Source organism: Pseudomonas sp. SAR267, from assembly GCF_052077595.1.
GTDB lineage: Bacteria > Pseudomonadota > Gammaproteobacteria > Pseudomonadales > Pseudomonadaceae > Aquipseudomonas > Aquipseudomonas vlassakiae.
In genome coordinates this window covers 3,801,461-3,819,817 of sequence record NZ_JBQIHU010000001.1, presented here as the reverse complement: position 1 = coordinate 3,819,817, position 18,357 = coordinate 3,801,461, and the positions used below count along the sequence as shown (strand labels likewise).

The following is an 18,357-nucleotide window of genomic DNA, read 5'->3' as shown; positions in this document are numbered from 1 at the left end:
GCGGCCGTCAAATCGGGCGGCCACTGACAAGGAGTTAAGCATGCACAAGACTGCCGCAACGAGCCTCGCCGCCCTCGCCTTCAGCGGCCTGGCAATGGCGGATGCGCGCATCGACCTGGGCGACGCCCAGCGCGTTACCCGCCTGTTCGCCTTCCCCAACAATTGCCACGTGATCTGCTACCGCGACTGGACGCTGGAACAGACTGTCGAGCACTACCTGACCCAGAGCGTACGCCGTGACGGCCACGCCAACGCGCAGGTGCACGTCAGCCGTGACCACGACCGGCTGCACGCCACCATCAGCGACGTGCCCGCCAATTATGCCGAGCCCCTGCGCAAGCTGCTCGACAGTGGCGAGCTGGCCTATAAGGGCGCGACCCAGCTGAACAAGGATGGCAAATGGTCCTACGACTGGTACCTGTTCCTGCCGCTGGGCATGGCCCTGCAGAATCGCCGCAGCATCGAGCTGCTGCACTTCCCGCCAGACTATTCACTGACCCAGGCGCAGGACTACCTGCGTTCCAACACGACCGACCGCTGGGCCGAACTGCTGACCTTCAACGGCGTCGACGCCGGCCAGACCCCGGCCTACCAGACCATCATCGACATCGCCCCGATCGCCGCGCCGGCCAGCGCGGGAGCGGCCCTGACGGACACCTATGGTTACTTCAAGGACTACCAGCTGCGCATGGTCAAGGAAATGACCCTGCAACAGGGCACCCGGCCACTGCCCATGGTCGCCTTCGGCGCACCAGTGCGCAGCTGGGTCCAGCAGCAATACGGGCCGCAGGTGGATGTACTGGGCCTGGTCAGCATCAGCCCTCAACCCGGTGCGCGCGTGCCGGTACTGGGTGCCAACCACCCAAGCGCGATCTGGTATGCGGCAAACAAGGACAGCCATGGCGGCAATCAGGATGCGGCCGATGCCGCAGGGCTGAAGATGATGGGCCAGGATTTGACGGCGGCCTGCTGGCAGGCCGGGATGGGCCGTAATCCCGCAGCTGAACCGAAGATGACCCTGGATGCCTGCGCGACCAAGTGGCAGGTAACGCAGAAAAAGCAGACCTGTGAGCTGTTCTTCCGCACCGTGCGCAAGTACACACCAGAGCAGGCAGCCGCGAAGTGCAATACCGGGGAGATGACCCGAAGCCTGCGGGACCTGCGCAAGCCGGTCGAGGTTGTGCCGCGGGAACTGTGATCGACTTTCCGGCCTCTTCGCGGGCTCGCCCGCTCCCACAGGAACCCTGCACATTTCGAATGTTGCGCAGTACCTGTGAGAGCGGGCTGGCCCGCTAAGAGGCCGGCACAGGCTTGCTCAGTCTTCGAGCAAGGTGCAGGCCATCACCAACGCATCTTCACGTCCACCCGCGACCGGGTAGTAATCGCGGCGACGGCCGATCTCATTGAAGCCATAGCGCTCGTACAAGCGATAGGCTGACTGATTACTCGCCCGTACCTCGAGGAAGCACTCACGACCATTGAGCTGGTAGGCCCGCGCCATCAGGTGTTCTAGCAGCTTCAGCCCCAGCCCACGCCCCTGGTTCTCGGGTTTGACGGTAATGTTGAGCAGATGCGCCTCATCAATGATCACATTGATCACCCCATGCCCCACCTGCTGCTGCCCGTCGAACATCAGCCACACTTCGTAGGACTTGAGCGCGTCCTGGAAAATCCCGCGGGTCCAGGGATGACTGAACGCGGCATATTCGATCTTAAGCACGGCATCCAGATCCGCCTCGGTCATCAGGCGGAAACTGATCGAGTCACTCATTCAACGCTCTTCCAGCGCGCCATCAGCTGGCGCATCGCTTGCCAGACGTCCGCCTTGCGCTGCGGCTCGTCCATCAACAGTTCAAGGCCTGGCAACGCCCAGGCATCACCCAGGCCATCGACCTTCAGTACTTGGTAATAAGCCGCCTCGTCGGCGCTGGCCGCGTAACGCATGGCCGGCAAGCCGATCAGCCACAGCACGCTGCAAGGGCTTTGTTCCAGGCGCGCCTGAATGAAGCCCCGGACAAAATCCCGTGCAGCATCCGGGCCCTGGTCCATGTTGCCGCGCACCAGCAGCGGCCAGCGCACCGGCTCGCCGATGATCTGCGGCGCATCGGGCAGGCCGGCGGCACGCAGCATGTCCTTGAGCAACAGATAGGATGGGTCGCGGCTCTGGAAAGGCTGACCGGTAGCCAGTTCGACCAGCAGCAGGCAGCTGCCGGCACGCAGCAACTGCAGCGAGAAGCGCGGTGGTGGCACCGGGGCCGGACGTGGCGCAGGGGCCTCTTCCTCGGCTTCGACTGGCCTGGCAGCGGCCTTGGGCGTGCTGCCCGGGCGCGGAATCTCGATTTTCGGGCGCTCGCCGGAGCGGGCCTGGGGCGCGGCCGGGGCCTCGCTGGAGGCCGGCGCAGAGGGCCGAACCTCGAAGTCGATTTCCTCTACCGGCACCTGCGGCAACAGCAGCTCGGCTCGCGATGGCGCGGCGAACGGCAATTCGGCACGCGGCAGCCAATGCACCACTTGCATGGCGGAAAGGTAGGCGCGGCGGCGGGGTTCGGTCAGCAAGGCTCGGGGGTCCGGGGTTCAAAACGTCGCACATTCTAACGCTGTTGGCCGGGCTGTGCTGCAACTGGTCGGCGGAAATTTGCTGCAGTGCCGGCCTCTTCGCGGGTGAACCCGCTCCCACAAGGGACGGTGAAAGCCTTACAGGGGGAACGGTTATCTCTCATTACAGACCAAGGGGTGAAATCCTCCCCCTCGGATGAAGTACAATCGCCCCCTTTTTACTTGGCAACGAGTAGACGCCAATGATCGAACCCAAGCGCGTCCTGCGCGCCCTAGCCGAACACTGGGCCCTGATCGAGCCGCTGTGCGAGCGTTTCGACCAGGGCACCCTGAGCCTGGTGGAGCTGCGCCAGCAACTGAGCCGCCAGCAGGTGGAAAGCACACCGCAGGACATCACCCAGCTGCTCGACGTGTGGATCCGCCTGGACATCCTGGTGCCCGTGGCCAAAAGCCCGAACCGCTTCGAGCTCAATGCCCAGATCCACGACTTCCTTGCCTACCTGCGCCGCGAGCACCGGCTGGGCCTGTGCCTGGAGATCGAGGCCTACCTGCGTCACCTGGAGCGCCTGGCCGGGCATATCCAGGATGCCTTCGACAACCGCGACAGCGACGACCTGGCGCGCCAGCTGCGCCTGCTCGACATGCGCGTGCGCGACGTGCTGAAGAAGCTCGACAACGACGAGCAGGCGCTGGTCGCCGTGGCCGAGCGGGCCAAGACCAGCAATCGCCAGATCCCGCTGCGCCAGCGCTACGCCGAAGTTCTGGCGACCTGGGACGAATACGTCGAGCCGATGATCCAGCTGGTGAACGCCGACGGCGCGTTCGAGCAAGGCGTGCGCAAGGTCGAAACCGTGCTGCTGAAGCTGCTCGGCGAGCAGGCGCGCCTGGGTCATCTGGTCGACGATGACATGCTGCTGCGCACCCACGCGCGCATCCTGGAAATGCAGACCAGCGCCCAGCTGACCCTGCGCCACGCCCGCGAACTGCTGCTGCCGCTGCGTGAAGAAGCGCGCCGGCACAACGCCGTGACCCGCGGCGCCGCACTGGCGCTGTCGGTGATCCGGCGCAAGGGCATCGATGCCGTGCCGCAAGCCGCCATGCCACTGTTCACCCGCCCGCAGAGCACCTTCCTCGGCAGTGCCAGCCAGGTCGAGGCCTACGTCTATGCCCTGGCCCGCTTCGAGCCGAAGCCGGCCAAGTTCCCCAAGGCGCACAAGACCCAGAAAGGCCCGCTGCCGCGTGCGCCACGCACGGTCAAAGAGATGCTCGAGCGCTGCGAAGACGCCCTGCCGCTGCCCGACCTGATGGTCTGGTTGCTTGATCAGGAACCCGAAGGCGCCACCGACGAACTGCTGTACTGGTTCTCGCGCCTGTCGCGGGAGAAGCGCTTCAAGCGCGAACGCCTGGAACGGCGCGAGTACACCACCCACGAACACCTGGTCAGCCTGCGCTCGTTCGCCCTGACCTCCAGCCGCGAAGCGCAACCTGAAACCCACGCGAGCCCAGCCAATGCATCTTGATCTTTCCGAACTGTCCCAGCTCGCGCCGATCTTCCGCGAGCTGTTCAAGGGCTTCCACGTCAGCCGCCGCGACCCTGAAATGTACGCCCAGCTGTCGAATTTCCAGGACCAGTACCGCACCCTGTTCAAGGCCCTGGGCTTCGAGCTGGTGTGCGACACCCGCGGCTTCTACTACTTCGTCCCCGAGCAGGCCGCCGCGCAGGTCAACAAGACTGCCCAGCGCCTGTCACTGTTCACCTTCATCATCGTCGAGCACCTGGCCGACCAGGGCCGCGACCCGATGGCCGTGCTCGACGGCGGCAGCATCGGCCGCGACGAGCTGCCCTCGCTGCTGGACAAGTACCGCGATTTGTTCCTGCAGGCCGAAGTGCAGACCGTCGACGAACTGGAAGAAAAGATCATGCGCCGCATGACCCAGCTCGGCTTCGCCCACGAAGAAGGCGGCATCTACCGCTTCCTGCCGCCGATGCACCGCTTCCTCGACGTGTGCCTGTCGGTGCAGCAGGACCGCGACCTGGCCGCCAGCCTGCACAGCGACCTGCCCTTGCCGGTGCCGGTACTGGTCGAGGAAGAAAGCCCGGAACAACTCAACCGCACCGACGACCCGCTCGACCTCACCCCGTTCGATGGCGAGGAAAGCGAAGAGGACGCCCTAGCCCGGGCCATCCGCGAAGAGCAACAGGAGATTGACGCATGAGCCAGGAACGCTACGGCATCCGCCGCTTTGCACTGCTCAACACCGCCGGCTACAGCCTCGGGCTGTTCCCGCTGGAGCACCCGCTGTCGGTGTATGGTGCCAACAACCTGGGTAAATCGGCGTCGATCAACGCCCTGCAGTTCCCGATCCTGGCACGCATGTCCGACATGAGCTTCGGCAAGTACAGCCTGGAGCAGTCGCGCCGGTTCTACTTCGCCAGCGACACCTCGTACATCCTCTGCGAACTGAACCTGCCCCACGGCACGCACGTGATCGGCGTGGTCGGCCGCGGCCCCGGCGGCGGTTTCGGCCATCAGTTCTTTGCCTACAAAGGCGAGCTGGACCTGGCTCACTACCAGAAGAACGACACCTGCCTGCGCCAGAAAGAGCTGTTCACCAACCTCGAGCGCCTGGGCCTGAAGGCCTATGAGCTCAAGCCCGACGAACTGCGCCGGCTGCTGGTCGGCGGCCACACTTCGTGCCCGCTGGACCTGACCCTGATCCCGCTGCGCTCCACCAGCGAGCAGAGCCTGAAAACCTTCCGCGCACTGTTCATCAATCTGCTGCACATGCGCGAGATCACAGCGGCCAAGCTCAAGCAGCTGTTCCTCGACGCCTTCGAGCACAGCCTGCGCTCGGGCAGCGTCGACTACATCGCCGCCTGTGAAGAAGCCTTCCGCGACGTGCGCCGCATGGAGCAGGACTACAACGCCCTGGTCGCAGCCGGCCCGCTGGTCGAGGCCCTGGCCGGTGGCGTGGCCCAGCGCGACATCCTGCGCGGCAAGCTGCACCGCCTTTCGCCGCTGCTCGACAACCTGCTGGGCACCTGGCAGGAGTACGCCATGGCGCGCAAGGAAGAGCTGGTGATCCAGGCCGAGCACTACCGTGGCGAGCAGGACCGCCTGCAGAACGACCAGCGTGGCGGCACCCAGGAGCTGATGCGCCTGGAGCGTGAAATCACCGGCATCCAGCGCTGGCTCGGCGAGCTGTCGGTGCTCAAGCACCGCTTCGCCCTGGTCGATGACGTCAAGGTGCTGGAACAGGGCCTGTTGGCCGCCAAGGACGCCCACGACGAACTGGCCGGCGCCCTGGCGCAGTCGCGCCAGTTCAGCGCCGAAGACCTCGACGAGCGCGTGCGCGACCTGGAAAAACGCCTCAAGCAGGTCAAGCAGCAGCTCGACCACGCCGACAACAACAGCTACGCCCGCCTGCGCGAAGAATTCTCGCAGCAGGACGTCGACCGCCTGATGCGCCTGTTCAACGGCGCGCTGTTCAGCTTGCCGCTGGGCGAGCGCGGCATCGAACTGGACGACAGCGACCTGTGGGTGAAGTCCCTGGAAGCCGTGCTCGACAGCTTCAAGGGCGAGCGCTTCGAGGCCCCTGGCCTGTCCATCGACCTCTCCAACATCGACCCGCCAGCGCTGCAGGCCTTGGCCGACCGCGCCGCCCTGCGCGACCAGAAGGAGCGCCTGGAAAAAGAGCTCAAGCAGCTCAAGACCCAGCAACAGGTCGCCGCCGACCGTACCGCCTCCAAGGCGCAGACAGAAGCCCTGTACCAGGAAGTGCTGGACGCCCAGAAGGCCCTGGAAGACTACCGCCGCAGCGAAACCCTGAGTGCCGAAGAGCCCGAGAAGCTGGAGCAACTGGCACAGCTGGAAGCCGCCCAGGACGAGCTCAAGCGCTCCAGCGACGCCTTCACCGAGCGCGTCCAGCAGCTGTCGGCCAAGCTGCAGCTGGTCGGCCGCCAGATCGGCGACCTGGAATCCAAGCAGCGCACCCTGGAAGACGCCTTGCGCCGCCGTCAGCTGCTGCCGGCCGACCTGCCCTACGGTACGCCGTTCATGGAAGAAGTCGACGACTCCATGGAAAACCTGCTGCCGATGCTCAACGACTATCAGGACAGCTGGCAGGCCCTGCAACGCGTCGACAACCAGATCGAGGCGCTATATGCCCAGGTGCGCCTCAAGGGCGTGGCCAAGTTCGACAGCGAAGACGACATGGAGCGCCGCCTGCAGCTGCTGGTGAACGCCTACGCGCACCGCACCGACGAAGCCCTGACCCTGGCCAAGGCGCGCCGCGCCGCAGTCACCGACATCGCCCGGACCCTGCGCAACATCCGCAGCGACTACGACAGCCTCGAGCACCAGCTGGCCCTGTTCAACCGCGAGATCAACAAACGCCAGGTCTCCAACCTGGAAAGCTTCCGCGTAGTGCTGGCGCCGAACAAGGAAGCGCTCAAGCACATCGACCAGATCATCCACAGCGCCGGCCAGTACGAGGAAGGCGAGACCCTGTCGGTGTTCGACCTGACCCAGAGCGCCGAGCAGGACAACAAGAACGAAGAGGCCAAGGAGTACCTGGCGCGGCTGGTGGCTGCAAACCATAACCAGCTGGGCCTGAAGGACCTGTTCGAGCTTGCGTTCGAGATCACCAAGGTCAACGGCCAACCGATCATCCACGCCGACATCGACGGCGCGGCATCCAACGGCACCACCATGACCATCAAGGCGCTGACCAACATGTACCTGTTGCTGCACCTGATGGACCGTGACCTGGCCGGGCGCATTCGCCTGCCGTACTACCTCGACGAGGCGGCGGACATCGACGAACGCAACCAGGCGGCACTGCTGGAAACCAGCCTGCAACTGGGCTTCGTGCCGATTCTGGCGAGCGTGAAGCCGCAGGTGTCGGCGCGCGTGGCGATCGACCTGGAAGGTGGCAGCGGGCCGAATGGCATCTACATCGACGAGGCGGACTGGAAGTACATCAGCCGGCTGGATGAGGTGAAGGCTATCGTGCGCGAGGATCAGTCTGAGGAGTTGGCCTGAGGAATCTGGGGCCGCTTTGCGGCCCTTTCGCGACACAAGGCCGCTCCCACAAAGGTCCTGCGTACACCGGCCAATGTGGGAGCGGCCTTGTGTCGCGAAAGGAGGCCAAAGGCCTCCCGGCGATCTACCAGGCTATCAATGAGCCCAAGGCAGGATCGGGATCGCCGTCACCGCATTCTGCGGGCTGCCTTCGATCATGCGGTCGCTGTACACCAGATAAACCAGCGTATTGCGCTTCTTGTCGAGGAAGCGCACCACCTGCATGGTCTTGAATACCAGCGAGGTGCGCTCCTTGAACACCTCCTCACCGTCTTTCAGTTCACCCTTGAAGTTGATCGGCCCTACCTGACGGCAGGCAATCGAAGCCTCCGCCCGATCTTCCGCCAAGCCCAAACCACCCTTCACGCCGCCAGTCTTGGCCCGCGACAGGTAGCAGGTCACACCCTCGACCTTGGGATCATCGAACGCCTCGACCACGATGCGATCATTCGGCCCAAGGAACTTGAACACGGTGGACACCTGGCCGATCTCCTCGGCCCCGGCCAGCACCGGCAGGGTAAGGACCGCCATCGCGATTACCCGCTTGAGCAGCTTCATACCAGCACCAGGTTGTCGCGGTGCACCAGCTCCGGCTCGGCGATGTAGCCCAGCAAGGCCTCGATCTGATCGGACGGCTGGCCGATGATCTTGTGTGCCTCCAGCGCGCTGTAGTTGGCCAGGCCACGGGCCACTTCGACGCCATCCGGGCCTACGCAGACCACCATCTCGCCACGGCGGAAACTGCCCTGCACCGTCTTCACGCCGACCGGCAGCAGGCTCTTGTTCGCCTCGCGCAACGCCTGCACGGCACCTGCGTCGAGCACCAGGGTGCCGCGGGTCTGCAGGTGGCCAGCCAGCCACTGCTTGCGTGCCGCCAGCATGCCGCGCTCGGGCGACAGCAGCGTACCCAGGCGCTCACCGGCTTTCAGGCGATCCAGCACTCGCTCGATGCGGCCACCGATGATGATCGTGTGGGCGCCGGAACGGGCTGCCAGGCGTGCGGCACGCAGCTTGGTCTGCATGCCGCCCCGGCCCAGCGCACCACCGGTACCACCGGCCACGGCGTCGAGCGACGGGTCGTCGGCACGGGCTTCGTAGATCAGCTGGGCTTCGGGGTTGTTGCGCGGGTCGGCGTCGAACATGCCGTCGCGGTCGGTGAGGATCACCAGCAGGTCGGCTTCCACCAGGTTGGCCACCAGCGCGGCCAAGGTGTCGTTATCGCCGAAGCGGATCTCGTCAGTGACCACGGTGTCGTTTTCGTTGATCACCGGTACCACGCCCAGGTCAACCAGGGTACGCAGGGTACTGCGGGCGTTCAGGTAACGCTTGCGGTCGGACAGGTCGTCGTGGGTCAGGAGGATCTGCGCGGTGTGTTTGCCGTGCTCGCCGAAGCTCGTTTCCCAGGCCTGCACCAGGCGCATCTGGCCAATCGAGGCAGCGGCCTGCAACTCGTTCATTGCACTCGGTCGCGAAGTCCAGCCCAGCTGGCTCATGCCGGCAGCCACGGCCCCGGAGGAGACCAGTACCAACTCCACGCCTGCTTCACGCAGCGCGACCATCTGCTCGACCCATACGGCCATGGCGCCGCGGTCGAGACCCTTGCCATCAGCGGTCAGCAGGGCACTGCCAATCTTCACGACCCAGCGCTTGGCGCCCGTCACCTTGCTTCGCATCTTCTTCCAACCTATGCCGAATCTATAGATACCGTGGATACAAAAACGCCGCTCCCGAGAGCGGCGTTTAGTGTACTGCAACCGATCAGTCGCGCACGTAAATGATTTCCGGGCCGTCTTCGTCGTCCTCGAAATCATCGTCCCAGGCATCGTCGTCGTCGCCGATGTCGTGCACGCTCTTGACGCCGGTACGACGCAGGGTACGGGCGTCGTCCAGGGCCTGCAGCTGGGCGCGGGCTTCGTCTTCGATACGTTGATCCAGTTCGGCCAGTTCCTCGGCGTAGGCCGGGTCGTTGGCCAGGCGGTCGGCGCGGTCTTCGATGTAGCGCATCAGGTCGTGACTGAGCTGCTCGGTACCTTGCTTGGAGATTGCCGAGATCACATAGACCGGGCCCTCCCACTGGAGGCGCTCGATCACTTCCTTGACCCGCTCTTCGCGCTCGTCTTCCATCAGCATGTCGGACTTGTTCAGTACCAGCCAGCGCTCGCGGTCGGTCAGCGACGGGCTGAAGCGGGTCAGCTCGTTGATGATGACTTCAGCGGCATCGGCCGGGCTGCTGCCGTCCAGCGGCGCCAGGTCGACCAGGTGCAGCAGCACGCGGGTACGCGCCAGGTGCTTGAGGAAGCGGATACCCAGGCCGGCACCGTCGGAAGCACCTTCGATCAGGCCGGGGATGTCGGCGATGACGAAGCTCTTCCAGCGGTCGACGCTGACCACGCCCAGGTTCGGTACCAGGGTCGTGAACGGATAGTCGGCGACCTTAGGCTTGGCGGCCGAAACCGAGCGGATGAAGGTGCTCTTGCCCGCGTTCGGCAGGCCGAGCAGACCGACGTCGGCCAGGACCTTCAGCTCCATCTTCAGGTCGCGCTGTTCACCTGGCTTGCCCGGTGTGGTCTGGCGCGGCGCACGGTTGGTACTGGACTTGAAGCGGGTGTTACCCAGGCCGTGCCAGCCGCCCTGGGCGACCATCAGCTTCTGGCCTGGAGTGACCAGGTCACCGATCACTTCCTGGGTCGAGGCATCGATCACGGTGGTGCCGACTGGCACACGCAGGAACAGGTCCTCGCCCTTCTTGCCGGTGCAATCGGTGCTGCCGCCATTGGAACCGCGCTGGGCTTCGTGGTGACGGGTGTAGCGGTAGTCGACCAGGGTGTTGAGGTTTTCGTCGGCAACCATGTACACCGAGCCACCGTCACCACCGTCGCCGCCGTTGGGGCCGCCGTTCTCGATGAACTTCTCGCGGCGGAAGCTCATGCAACCGTTACCGCCGTCACCGGCCTTGACCCGGATGGATACTTCGTCAACAAACTTCATTCAAAACCGCCTCTCGCCTGCGGGCGAGTTGAATACTGAAAAACCTGAGGCTCTTGCAAAAATGAGCGCGGCGGCCCCGTACGACCGTAGAAACCCACGCCGGCAGCCCATACAAACAGCTTTGCAAGAGGCTCACCACAAACGAAAAAGCCCCGTCGCGTGACGGGGCTTCTGGAGCGACGTCGCGATTAAGCGGCGACGATGCTCACGTAACGGCGCATGAACTCGCCTTTCTTCTCGAACTTGATCACGCCTTCGATCTTGGCGAACAAGGTGTGGTCCTTGCCCATGCCAACGCCGTAGCCAGCGTGGAATTCGGTGCCGCGCTGACGGACGATGATGTTGCCTGGTTTGATAACCTGGCCGCCATACATCTTCACGCCAAGGCGTTTCGATTCTGAGTCGCGACCGTTACGAGTACTACCACCAGCCTTCTTGTGAGCCATGGTTCAATTCTCCAAATAAATTCAGGGGACCGAGGCGATTAAGCCTGGATACCGGTGATTTTGATCTCGGTGAACCACTGGCGGTGGCCCATACGCTTCATGTGGTGCTTACGACGACGGAACTTGATGATACGAACCTTGTCGTGACGGCCTTGCGAAACGACTTCGGCAACCACTTTAGCGCCGGCGACGACTGGTGCGCCGATGGTGACTTCTTCACCGTTGGCAACCAGCAGGACGCGGTCGAAAGTCACGGATTCGCCAGTGGCGACTTCCAGCTTTTCGATCTTGAGGAATTCACCTTCAGCGACTTTGTACTGCTTGCCGCCGGTAACGATTACTGCGTAAGACATGGTATTTCTCCGATAATCCTGCTCACCCAGCGCTTTATATGATGAGTATTGGCTGGCATGGCTGCATGGGGCTGGAACGGCCCTGTGCAATTGCGTAAGGCAGGTGCTGCCCAGGAAGTTAGGGTGCGCGATTGTACGCAACCCCGGTTTTGCTTGCAAGTCCCGCCCCCGGCCAGCGGGCACCGCGCCTTGACACACCGGGACCCGCGACCTAGCATGCCGCGCAACCTCACTGGAGCAGCCGATGCAACCCCAAACCTTCTACCGCGCGGTGGCTGAAGATTTCAGCGCCGTCGACGAGATCATCAAGAAGCAGCTGACCTCGCGCGTGCCGCTGGTATCGAAGATCGGCGACTATATCACGTCGGCCGGTGGCAAGCGCCTGCGTCCACTGCTGGTCCTGCTGTGCGGCAAGGCCCTGGGCCGTGAAGGCGCCGACCTGCGCCTGCTGGCCGCGACCATCGAGTTCCTGCACACCGCCACCTTGCTGCACGACGATGTGGTCGACATGTCCGGCATGCGCCGTGGCCGCTCCACCGCCAACGCCCTGTGGGGCAACGCGCCGAGCGTCCTGGTAGGCGATTTCCTCTATTCGCGTTCGTTCGAGATGATGGTCGAACTGGGCTCGATGCCGGTCATGCAGATCCTCTCCAAGGCCACCCGGGTAATCGCCGAGGGCGAAGTGCTGCAGTTGTCGCGGGTACGCGATGCCAGCACCACCGAAGAGGTCTACATGGACGTCATCCGCGGCAAGACCGCCATGCTGTTCGAAGCCTCGACCCACAGCGCCGCGGCACTGGCCGAAGCCAGCGAAGCGCAGCGCGAAGCCCTGCGCACCTTTGGTGACCACCTGGGCGTGGCTTTCCAGCTGGTCGACGACCTGCTCGACTACGAAGGCGATGCCGAAGCCCTGGGCAAGAACGTCGGCGACGACCTGGCAGAAGGCAAGCCGACCCTGCCGCTGATCTACACCATGCGCGAAGGGACGCCGGAGCAGGCGGCACTGGTGCGCAAGGCGATCCAGAAGGGCGGCCTGGAAGATCTGGAGCAGATTCGCGAGGCCGTCAACGCCTCTGGCGCACTGAAGTACACCGCCGAACTGGCACGGGACTACGTCAAGCGTGCCATCGAGTGCCTGGAAGTGCTGCCAGCCAGCGAATACCGGGATGCGCTGGTTGAACTGAGTGAGTTTGCCGTCGCGCGAACCCACTGACAGACCGAGTCGCCTTCATTCGCGGGTAAACCCGCTCCCACAGATTGTGCAAACGCTGTGGGGGCGGGTTTACCCGCGATGCATTTGTCCGGACAAAATTACTTCTGCCGCTAGACCTTATACAATATGGGCCTTTAACCGTCTGTCTGTTTAAGGAACCGAAGTGAGCACCCTGCCTCCCTGCCCTAAATGCAACTCCGAATACACCTACGAGGATGGCAGCCAGCTGATCTGCCCTGAGTGCGCCCACGAGTGGTCGGCCAGCGGTGAAGCCGAGGCGGCCAGCGATGACGTAGTGAAGAAGGATTCGGTCGGCAACGTCCTGCAGGACGGCGATACCGTTACCGTGATCAAGGACCTCAAGGTCAAGGGCTCGTCCCTGGTGGTCAAGGTCGGCACCAAGGTGAAGAACATCCGCCTGTGCGATGGCGACCACGACATCGACTGCAAGATTGATGGCATCGGTGCAATGAAGCTCAAGTCGGAATTCGTGCGCAAGGTCTGATTACAAAATCTGCCAATTGGCGCTTGCCATTCAGATAATAAGAATTATTCTCATTGGAGCCGTTTTCCAAGGAGAATCTCCATGACTTATCTGATCGACGCCTGGCTGGACCGCCCCCACCCCTATCTGCGCATCCTCCATCGGGAAACCGGTGAGGTGTGCGCAGTGCTCGAAGAAGAAGCACTGGACGAGCTGCGCGACCAGGGTGACCTGGACTTCAGCGGGCTGAACTCGAGCGAGCCGATCGTGCTCAAGGAATTGGTGCGGAATTTGTTTCTGTTCTGCTATGCGCGGGCGTTGCGCCCCGGGGGGACAGACTGGAACTGAGGCTGGCAGGCCCGGCCTCTTCGCGGGTGAACCCGCTCCCACAGAACTCTGTGCAGTGCCCTGTGGGAGCGGGTTTACCCGCAAATGGCCTCAAGCAGATCTTACAGAACGTCGAGCAGCTCGACGTCGAACACCAGTACGCTGTGCGGCGGGATGCTGCCAACGCCTTGCGCGCCGTAGGCCAGCTCGCTCGGCACGTACAGGCGCCATTTGCTGCCCGCGTTCATCAGCTGCAGGGCTTCGGTCCAGCCAGCGATCACGCCGCCAACCGGGAATTCGGCAGGCTGGCCACGATCGTAGGAGCTGTCGAACACAGTGCCGTCGATCAGGGTGCCGTGGTAATGGGTGCGGACGTTGCTTTCGCGGGTCGGCTTGGCGCCTTCACCTGCGGTCAGCACTTCGAACTGCAGGCCCGAAGCCAGGGTGGTGATGCCGTCACGCTTGGCGTTTTCGACCAGGAAAGCCTTGCCAGCGGCTGCGGCGGCTTCAGCCTTGGCGGCAGCTTCGGCTTGCATCAGCTCACGAATGACCTTGAAGCTGGCCGACAGGTCGGCTTCGTTGACACGGCTTTCGGCGCCGTTGAAAGCATCGGTCAGGCCGGCCAGGATGGCTTCCAGGCTCACGCCTGGCGGCGGGTTGTCACGCAGCTGGCCGCCCAGTTGACGGCCGATGCCGTAGCTGACGCGCGTTTCGTCGGTGGACAGGTTGAGTTCGGACATGGTCATGCTCCACTGCAGGGCGCAGTGCAGCCGCGCCCTTGATGAAAAGGGCGAGCAGCCTAGCACACTGGGCAGCCGCGAGCAGCTACCAGGCCGAACGCTGGGAAATCGGCACCTTCAAATCTTCTTCGGGGTGCATGCCCATGCCACACATCTCGTCCTGCACCGACCAGTGCACAAGGTTCATCGACACCATCGGGATGGTCTGCAACAACTTGCGCGCATCCTCCACCGAGTGCACGCGCAAGCGCTCACCGCGGGTATCGGACAGGGGATGGGGATGGCCTTTGATCCGCGCTTCGATCAGGTAGTCGCCGCCCTCGATGGCAATGAGGTTCAGTTCGTCGACATGGCCGGCCCTGGCCTCGGTGTTGAGCTGATGCAGGTTCATGAGAGCACCTCGCTATGGGAACCACGCATGAGTGCTCATTTTTTGTACGAATCTAATGATTGCACAAGGCATTACTGACGCCGCTCGTCAGTTGGTTTGATCCTCTGTGGGAGCGGCCTTGCGTCGCGAAAGGGCCGCAAAGCGGCCCCAGCAATCTATGCACCAACGCTGATATCTGGGGCCGCGCTGCGGCCCTTTCGCGACGCAAGGCCGCTCCCACAATGACCGCGACAGCTGTCAGTGCTTGGTCAGCTTGTCCAGGTAGCCCATGCAGAACGCCGAGACCACGAAGGTCATGTGGATGATCACGTACCACATCAGGTAGTCGGTGGAGATATTCTGCGCATCCATGAACACCCGCAGCAGGTGGATCGAAGAAATCGCCACGATCGAGGCGGCTACTTTCATCTTCAGCGACGAAGAATCCATCTTGCCCAACCAGTTGAGCTTTTCTTTGCTCTCGTCGATGTCCAGCTGCGACACGAAGTTCTCGTAGCCGGAAATCATCACCATTACCAACAGGCCGCCAACCAGCGACATGTCGATCAGCGACAGGATGACCAGAATCAGGTCGGCTTCACTGAGGGCAAAGACGTTGGGCAGGACGTGGACAACTTCCTGGAAGAACTTCAGCGCCAGGGCCAGCAGGCCGAGGGACAGCCCGAAGTAGATGGGAGCGAGCAGCCAGCGCGAGGCATACATCGCGTTTTCGAGAATACGTTCCATGGAGAATTTGGGACTCGTCAGGTGACTGGAAATTCGGCCGGGAGTATAGCCAGCCACCTGTGACAGCAAAAGCCTGCGGCCTGATGCCGCACCGCTGGCAAAGAGTGCTCAGGTTTCAGGATGAAACTGGTAGTCCCCCAGATTGCGGCAGCGTTCGCCATTGATCCGGCGCAGCTGAGCCTGCAGGTGCAGGCACCAGATCTGTGGATCGTCGGCCACCTGATACCCATGCAGCGTCAAGCTGTCGACGATGGCGCTGAGCACGGACTCGGCCACTACCGGCCCATGGAACGGCCCCTGGGCTTTGATTGCCGAGGGTTGTTCACCGGCCATGCCGGCGGCAAACAGCAGCGTCCACATGCCGTTGTCACCGGCCAGTGGGCGGATGCTGCATTCAATGCGGGTCACCAGGCCCAGGCACTGGCGAGTAAGGCTGAGGTTGCGCATGGCCGCGTCCCCTCCAATGAGCCCTGTTCAGCCTGAAAACCAGGCTGTTTCCATCCTGAACCCTGATACCGTCCTTAAGTTCCAGCATAGAAGAATGGCACAGAAAGATGGAAAACCGGCGCTGAACGGTAGCACTTGGCCGCCAGCGCCGATTTTTTGACTCAGGCCGGCTTGGCTTGGGCAATCACCTCTTCCAGCCGTTCCTTTTCTGCCTTCTCGATCTCTTCCTCGCTGATCATCTCGGCGATCTCGCGCAAGCGTTCCACCACCCGGGCGTTGACGCTGCCTTCGGTAAAGACGCCTTTATCGTTGAGTTCGCCAGCTTCTTCGCCCACCAGCAGGCTCAACGCTTCATCAGCCTGGCTGACTGCATAGACGTGGAACATGCCGTTCTCGACCGCCTGCAACACGCGCTCGTCGAGCATCAGCGTGGCGACGTTGGCGCGCGGAATGATCACCCCCTGCTCGCCCGTCAGGCCACGTGCCTCGCAGAGGCGGAAGAAGCCTTCGATCTTCTCGTTGACCCCACCCACCGCCTGCACTTCACCGAACTGGTTGATCGAACCGGTGATGGCGAAGCACTGCTTGAGCGGCGTGCGCGACAACGCCGAGATCAGTGTGCAAGCCTCACCCAGCGAGGCGCTGTCGCCATCGACATAGCCGTAGGACTGCTCCAGGGCGATGCTGGCGGAAATCGCCAGGGGGAATTCCTGGGCATAGCGGCTGCCCAGGTAGCCCGTAAGGATCATTACGCCCTTGGAGTGGATCGGCTGGCCGAGGTTGACCTCACGTTCGATGTCGACGATGCCGCTGCCGCCCGGGTAGACGGTGGCGGAAATGCGCGCTGGCATGCCGAAAGCCGAATCGCCGACTTCGAGCACGGTCAGGCCGTTGCACTTGCCGATCGCCGCGCCTTCCGTGTCGATCAGGATGATGCCTGCGAGCATGTCATCGAGCACCCGCTGCGAGACACGCCCGGTACGGGTGGCCTTGGCCTTGAGCGCCCGCTCGATGTGCCCGGCGTCGGTCATTTCGTCACTGGCCAGCTGACGGATGAAATCCGCCTCGCTGACCAGCTGGAACAGGTCGCCAATGCGTGCCGACAGGCGCGACTGGTTTTCCGCCAGGCGAGCGCTGTAAGTAGCCAGGCGCGCCACCGCATCGCTGGTCAGCGGTGCCATGCCTTCTTCGTTGGTGCGGGTGCGCAGCAGCTGGGCGAACTGCTCGAGGTTCTCGTCGACCATCGGCATGTCTTCGTCGAAGTCGACCAGCACACGGAACATCTCCTGGAAGTCCGGGTCGTGGTCCTGCAGCGCGTAGTACAGCTGGCGCGAACCGATGATCACCAGCTTGATGTTCAGCGGAATCATCTGCGGCGTCAGGCTGACCGTGGCTACGCGGCCCAGCTCGCCCAACGGCGACTCCATCTTCAGCTTGCGCGACTGCAGGGCGCGCTTGAGGGCGTCCCAGACGAACGGCTCGCCCAGCATCTTCTCCGCTTCGAGAATCAGGAAGCCGCCGTTGGCGCGGTGCAGCGCGCCAGGGCGCAGCTGCCGGTAAGAGGTGTACAGCGCCCCTTGATCGGTGCTGTATTCGATGCGCCCGAACAGGTTGTCGTAGGTCGGGTGCGGCTCGAATACCACCGGTGCACCACCGTCAGCGTGGTGGCCGACCACCAGGCTTGGCGCGTACTGTTCTTCAAGCAGCTTGCGCGCAGCAGCATCGGTCTTGCTGTCTTCAACCAGCTGCTCGACCACGGTGCGCAGCAGGTTCAACTGCACGGACTGCAGGTAAGCGCAGACCGCCGCGTTCTCCGCGTACTTTTCCGACAGCGGCGCCAGCAGCGGCTGCAGGGCCAAGGTGATGGTTTCTTCGTTGAGCTGACGCAGCTGGTTGTTCGACTCACGCTTCCATTGCGGCAGGCTGGCCAGCTCCTCGTTGAGGCGCTCCTCGAGCAGGGCGATGTCCTCGTGGAATCGCTCGCGAACCTCTTCGGGCAACTGGGCGAATTCGGCTTCGTCCAGCGCCTTGCCGTCGGCCATCGGGGTGAAGGCCACGTTGCTGGCATCGCGGTACAGGGCCACGTCCTTTTCCAGCGAGGCGCGCTCGATCACGTCCAGTGCACGGTCATAACGCTGGTTGAAGGCGCGGTCGATGGCGCCCTTCTTTTGCTGGTACGACGGGTGCTCGAACACCGCCGGGAAGGTCGCCAGCAAGTTGTCGATCAAGCCGCCCATGTCGTTGATGAACTCGGCAGCGCTGCCGGAAGGCAGCTCCAGGGCGCGTGGCTCGCGGGTGTCATCGAAATGGTTGACGTAAAGCCAGTCGGACGGGGTCTGCTGACGCTTGCCCTCGGCCTTGAGGTAGCGTTTGACGAACGAGAAGCGGCCGGTGCCCGGCTCGCCCATCACATAGACGTTGTAACCCGGGCGCGGCATGGCCACGCCGAACTGCAGGGCCTCGACAGCACGCTCCTGGCCCAGGACTCCGCGAAACGGCTCCAGATCGTCGGTATTGGTAAAGGCAAACTGCTCGGGGGAGAAACGCCGGGTCAGGGCTTCAGGCGCGAGACGCAGGCGCGCAGCGACAGGATCGGGCATTG

19 protein-coding genes are annotated in these 18,357 nt (G+C 63.3%); 7 read left to right on the top strand and 12 right to left on the bottom strand.

The features are described from left to right. The first annotated feature begins 40 nt into the window (after positions 1-40). On the top strand, positions 41-1,198 hold the full coding sequence (locus ACTORR_RS17930; RefSeq protein WP_099815045.1) for a hypothetical protein: 1,158 nt from the start codon (positions 41-43) through the stop codon (positions 1,196-1,198). Between the two features lie 117 nt (positions 1,199-1,315). Here the strand turns inward: ACTORR_RS17930 and rimI are convergent, their stop codons facing one another. Then, the gene (gene rimI / locus ACTORR_RS17925) at positions 1,316-1,771 is read right to left on the bottom strand and encodes a ribosomal protein S18-alanine N-acetyltransferase (RefSeq protein WP_054887607.1); all 456 of its coding nucleotides are present in this window, start codon (positions 1,769-1,771) and stop codon (positions 1,316-1,318) included. Next, positions 1,768-2,556, bottom strand: coding sequence for a hypothetical protein (locus tag ACTORR_RS17920; RefSeq protein WP_054887606.1), 789 nt, complete (start codon positions 2,554-2,556; stop codon positions 1,768-1,770). The genes rimI and ACTORR_RS17920 overlap by 4 nt, the downstream gene beginning before the upstream one ends. Positions 2,557-2,798: 242 nt before the next feature. Between ACTORR_RS17920 and mksB the strand changes: the two genes are divergently transcribed. Genes mksB through mksF form a run of 3 tightly spaced genes read left to right on the top strand, consistent with a single transcriptional unit; the run spans position 2,799 to position 7,601 of the window. Continuing rightward, positions 2,799-4,076 carry an Mks condensin complex protein MksB gene (gene mksB / locus ACTORR_RS17915; RefSeq protein ID WP_054887605.1) on the top strand — a complete coding sequence of 426 codons (1,278 nt, stop codon included), beginning with the start codon at positions 2,799-2,801 and terminating at the stop codon, positions 4,074-4,076. Beyond that, the gene (gene mksE / locus ACTORR_RS17910) at positions 4,066-4,773 is read left to right on the top strand and encodes an Mks condensin complex protein MksE (protein WP_054887604.1); all 708 of its coding nucleotides are present in this window, start codon (positions 4,066-4,068) and stop codon (positions 4,771-4,773) included. Before mksB ends, mksE begins: the two co-directional genes overlap by 11 nt. Then, positions 4,770-7,601: an Mks condensin complex protein MksF gene (gene mksF / locus ACTORR_RS17905; protein WP_441343745.1), complete on the top strand. Its 2,832-nt coding sequence runs from the start codon at positions 4,770-4,772 to the stop codon at positions 7,599-7,601. Before mksE ends, mksF begins: the two co-directional genes overlap by 4 nt. Positions 7,602-7,736: 135 nt before the next feature. On the opposite strand, the gene ACTORR_RS17900 is transcribed toward mksF, so the two are convergent. The 5 genes from ACTORR_RS17900 to rplU all read right to left on the bottom strand — a co-directional run bounded on the left by ACTORR_RS17900 (position 7,737) and on the right by rplU (position 11,427). Next, a complete protein-coding gene (locus tag ACTORR_RS17900; RefSeq protein ID WP_099815047.1) occupies positions 7,737-8,198 on the bottom strand; it encodes a CreA family protein in 462 nt (153 codons plus the stop codon). Beyond that, positions 8,195-9,313 (bottom strand): glutamate 5-kinase, encoded by a 1,119-nt coding sequence (proB, locus tag ACTORR_RS17895; RefSeq protein ID WP_313365846.1) that lies wholly within the window; start codon positions 9,311-9,313, stop codon positions 8,195-8,197. The genes ACTORR_RS17900 and proB overlap by 4 nt, the downstream gene beginning before the upstream one ends. 85 nt (positions 9,314-9,398) lie before the next feature. Continuing rightward, a complete protein-coding gene (gene cgtA, locus ACTORR_RS17890) occupies positions 9,399-10,628 on the bottom strand; it encodes an Obg family GTPase CgtA (protein ID WP_054887600.1) in 1,230 nt (409 codons plus the stop codon). A 188-nt stretch (positions 10,629-10,816) separates the two neighbouring features. Next, positions 10,817-11,074, bottom strand: a complete 258-nt coding sequence (rpmA, locus tag ACTORR_RS17885; RefSeq protein ID WP_003247464.1) for a 50S ribosomal protein L27 — start codon at positions 11,072-11,074, stop codon at positions 10,817-10,819. Between the two features lie 38 nt (positions 11,075-11,112). Beyond that, positions 11,113-11,427: a 50S ribosomal protein L21 gene (gene rplU, locus ACTORR_RS17880; RefSeq protein WP_003247466.1), complete on the bottom strand. Its 315-nt coding sequence runs from the start codon at positions 11,425-11,427 to the stop codon at positions 11,113-11,115. Positions 11,428-11,671: 244 nt separating this feature from the next. On the opposite strand from rplU, the gene ACTORR_RS17875 reads away from it, so the two are divergent. From ACTORR_RS17875 to ACTORR_RS17865, 3 genes are all read left to right on the top strand, one after another. Further along, positions 11,672-12,640 (top strand): polyprenyl synthetase family protein, encoded by a 969-nt coding sequence (locus tag ACTORR_RS17875; protein ID WP_099815048.1) that lies wholly within the window; start codon positions 11,672-11,674, stop codon positions 12,638-12,640. A gap of 163 nt (positions 12,641-12,803) precedes the next feature. Further along, a complete protein-coding gene (locus ACTORR_RS17870; protein ID WP_054887598.1) occupies positions 12,804-13,145 on the top strand; it encodes a zinc ribbon domain-containing protein YjdM in 342 nt (113 codons plus the stop codon). A gap of 81 nt (positions 13,146-13,226) precedes the next feature. Next, a complete protein-coding gene (locus ACTORR_RS17865; protein WP_054887597.1) occupies positions 13,227-13,472 on the top strand; it encodes a PA4570 family protein in 246 nt (81 codons plus the stop codon). A 101-nt stretch (positions 13,473-13,573) separates the two neighbouring features. Here the strand turns inward: ACTORR_RS17865 and ACTORR_RS17860 are convergent, their stop codons facing one another. The 5 genes from ACTORR_RS17860 to ACTORR_RS17840 form a co-directional block, all read right to left on the bottom strand. Next, positions 13,574-14,191, bottom strand: coding sequence for an FKBP-type peptidyl-prolyl cis-trans isomerase (locus ACTORR_RS17860; protein ID WP_054887596.1), 618 nt, complete (start codon positions 14,189-14,191; stop codon positions 13,574-13,576). 85 nt (positions 14,192-14,276) lie between these two features. Then, on the bottom strand, positions 14,277-14,582 hold the full coding sequence (locus ACTORR_RS17855) for a DUF6482 family protein (RefSeq protein ID WP_099815049.1): 306 nt from the start codon (positions 14,580-14,582) through the stop codon (positions 14,277-14,279). 237 nt (positions 14,583-14,819) lie between these two features. Continuing rightward, the gene (locus tag ACTORR_RS17850; protein ID WP_003247486.1) at positions 14,820-15,308 is read right to left on the bottom strand and encodes a TIGR00645 family protein; all 489 of its coding nucleotides are present in this window, start codon (positions 15,306-15,308) and stop codon (positions 14,820-14,822) included. Positions 15,309-15,416: 108 nt separating this feature from the next. After that, positions 15,417-15,755, bottom strand: coding sequence for a PA4575 family protein (locus ACTORR_RS17845; protein WP_054887213.1), 339 nt, complete (start codon positions 15,753-15,755; stop codon positions 15,417-15,419). 161 nt (positions 15,756-15,916) lie between these two features. After that, entirely contained in the window at positions 15,917-18,355 is a 2,439-nt protein-coding gene (locus ACTORR_RS17840; protein WP_099815050.1) for a Lon protease family protein, read from the bottom strand. Between the last annotated feature and the right edge of the window lie 2 nt (positions 18,356-18,357).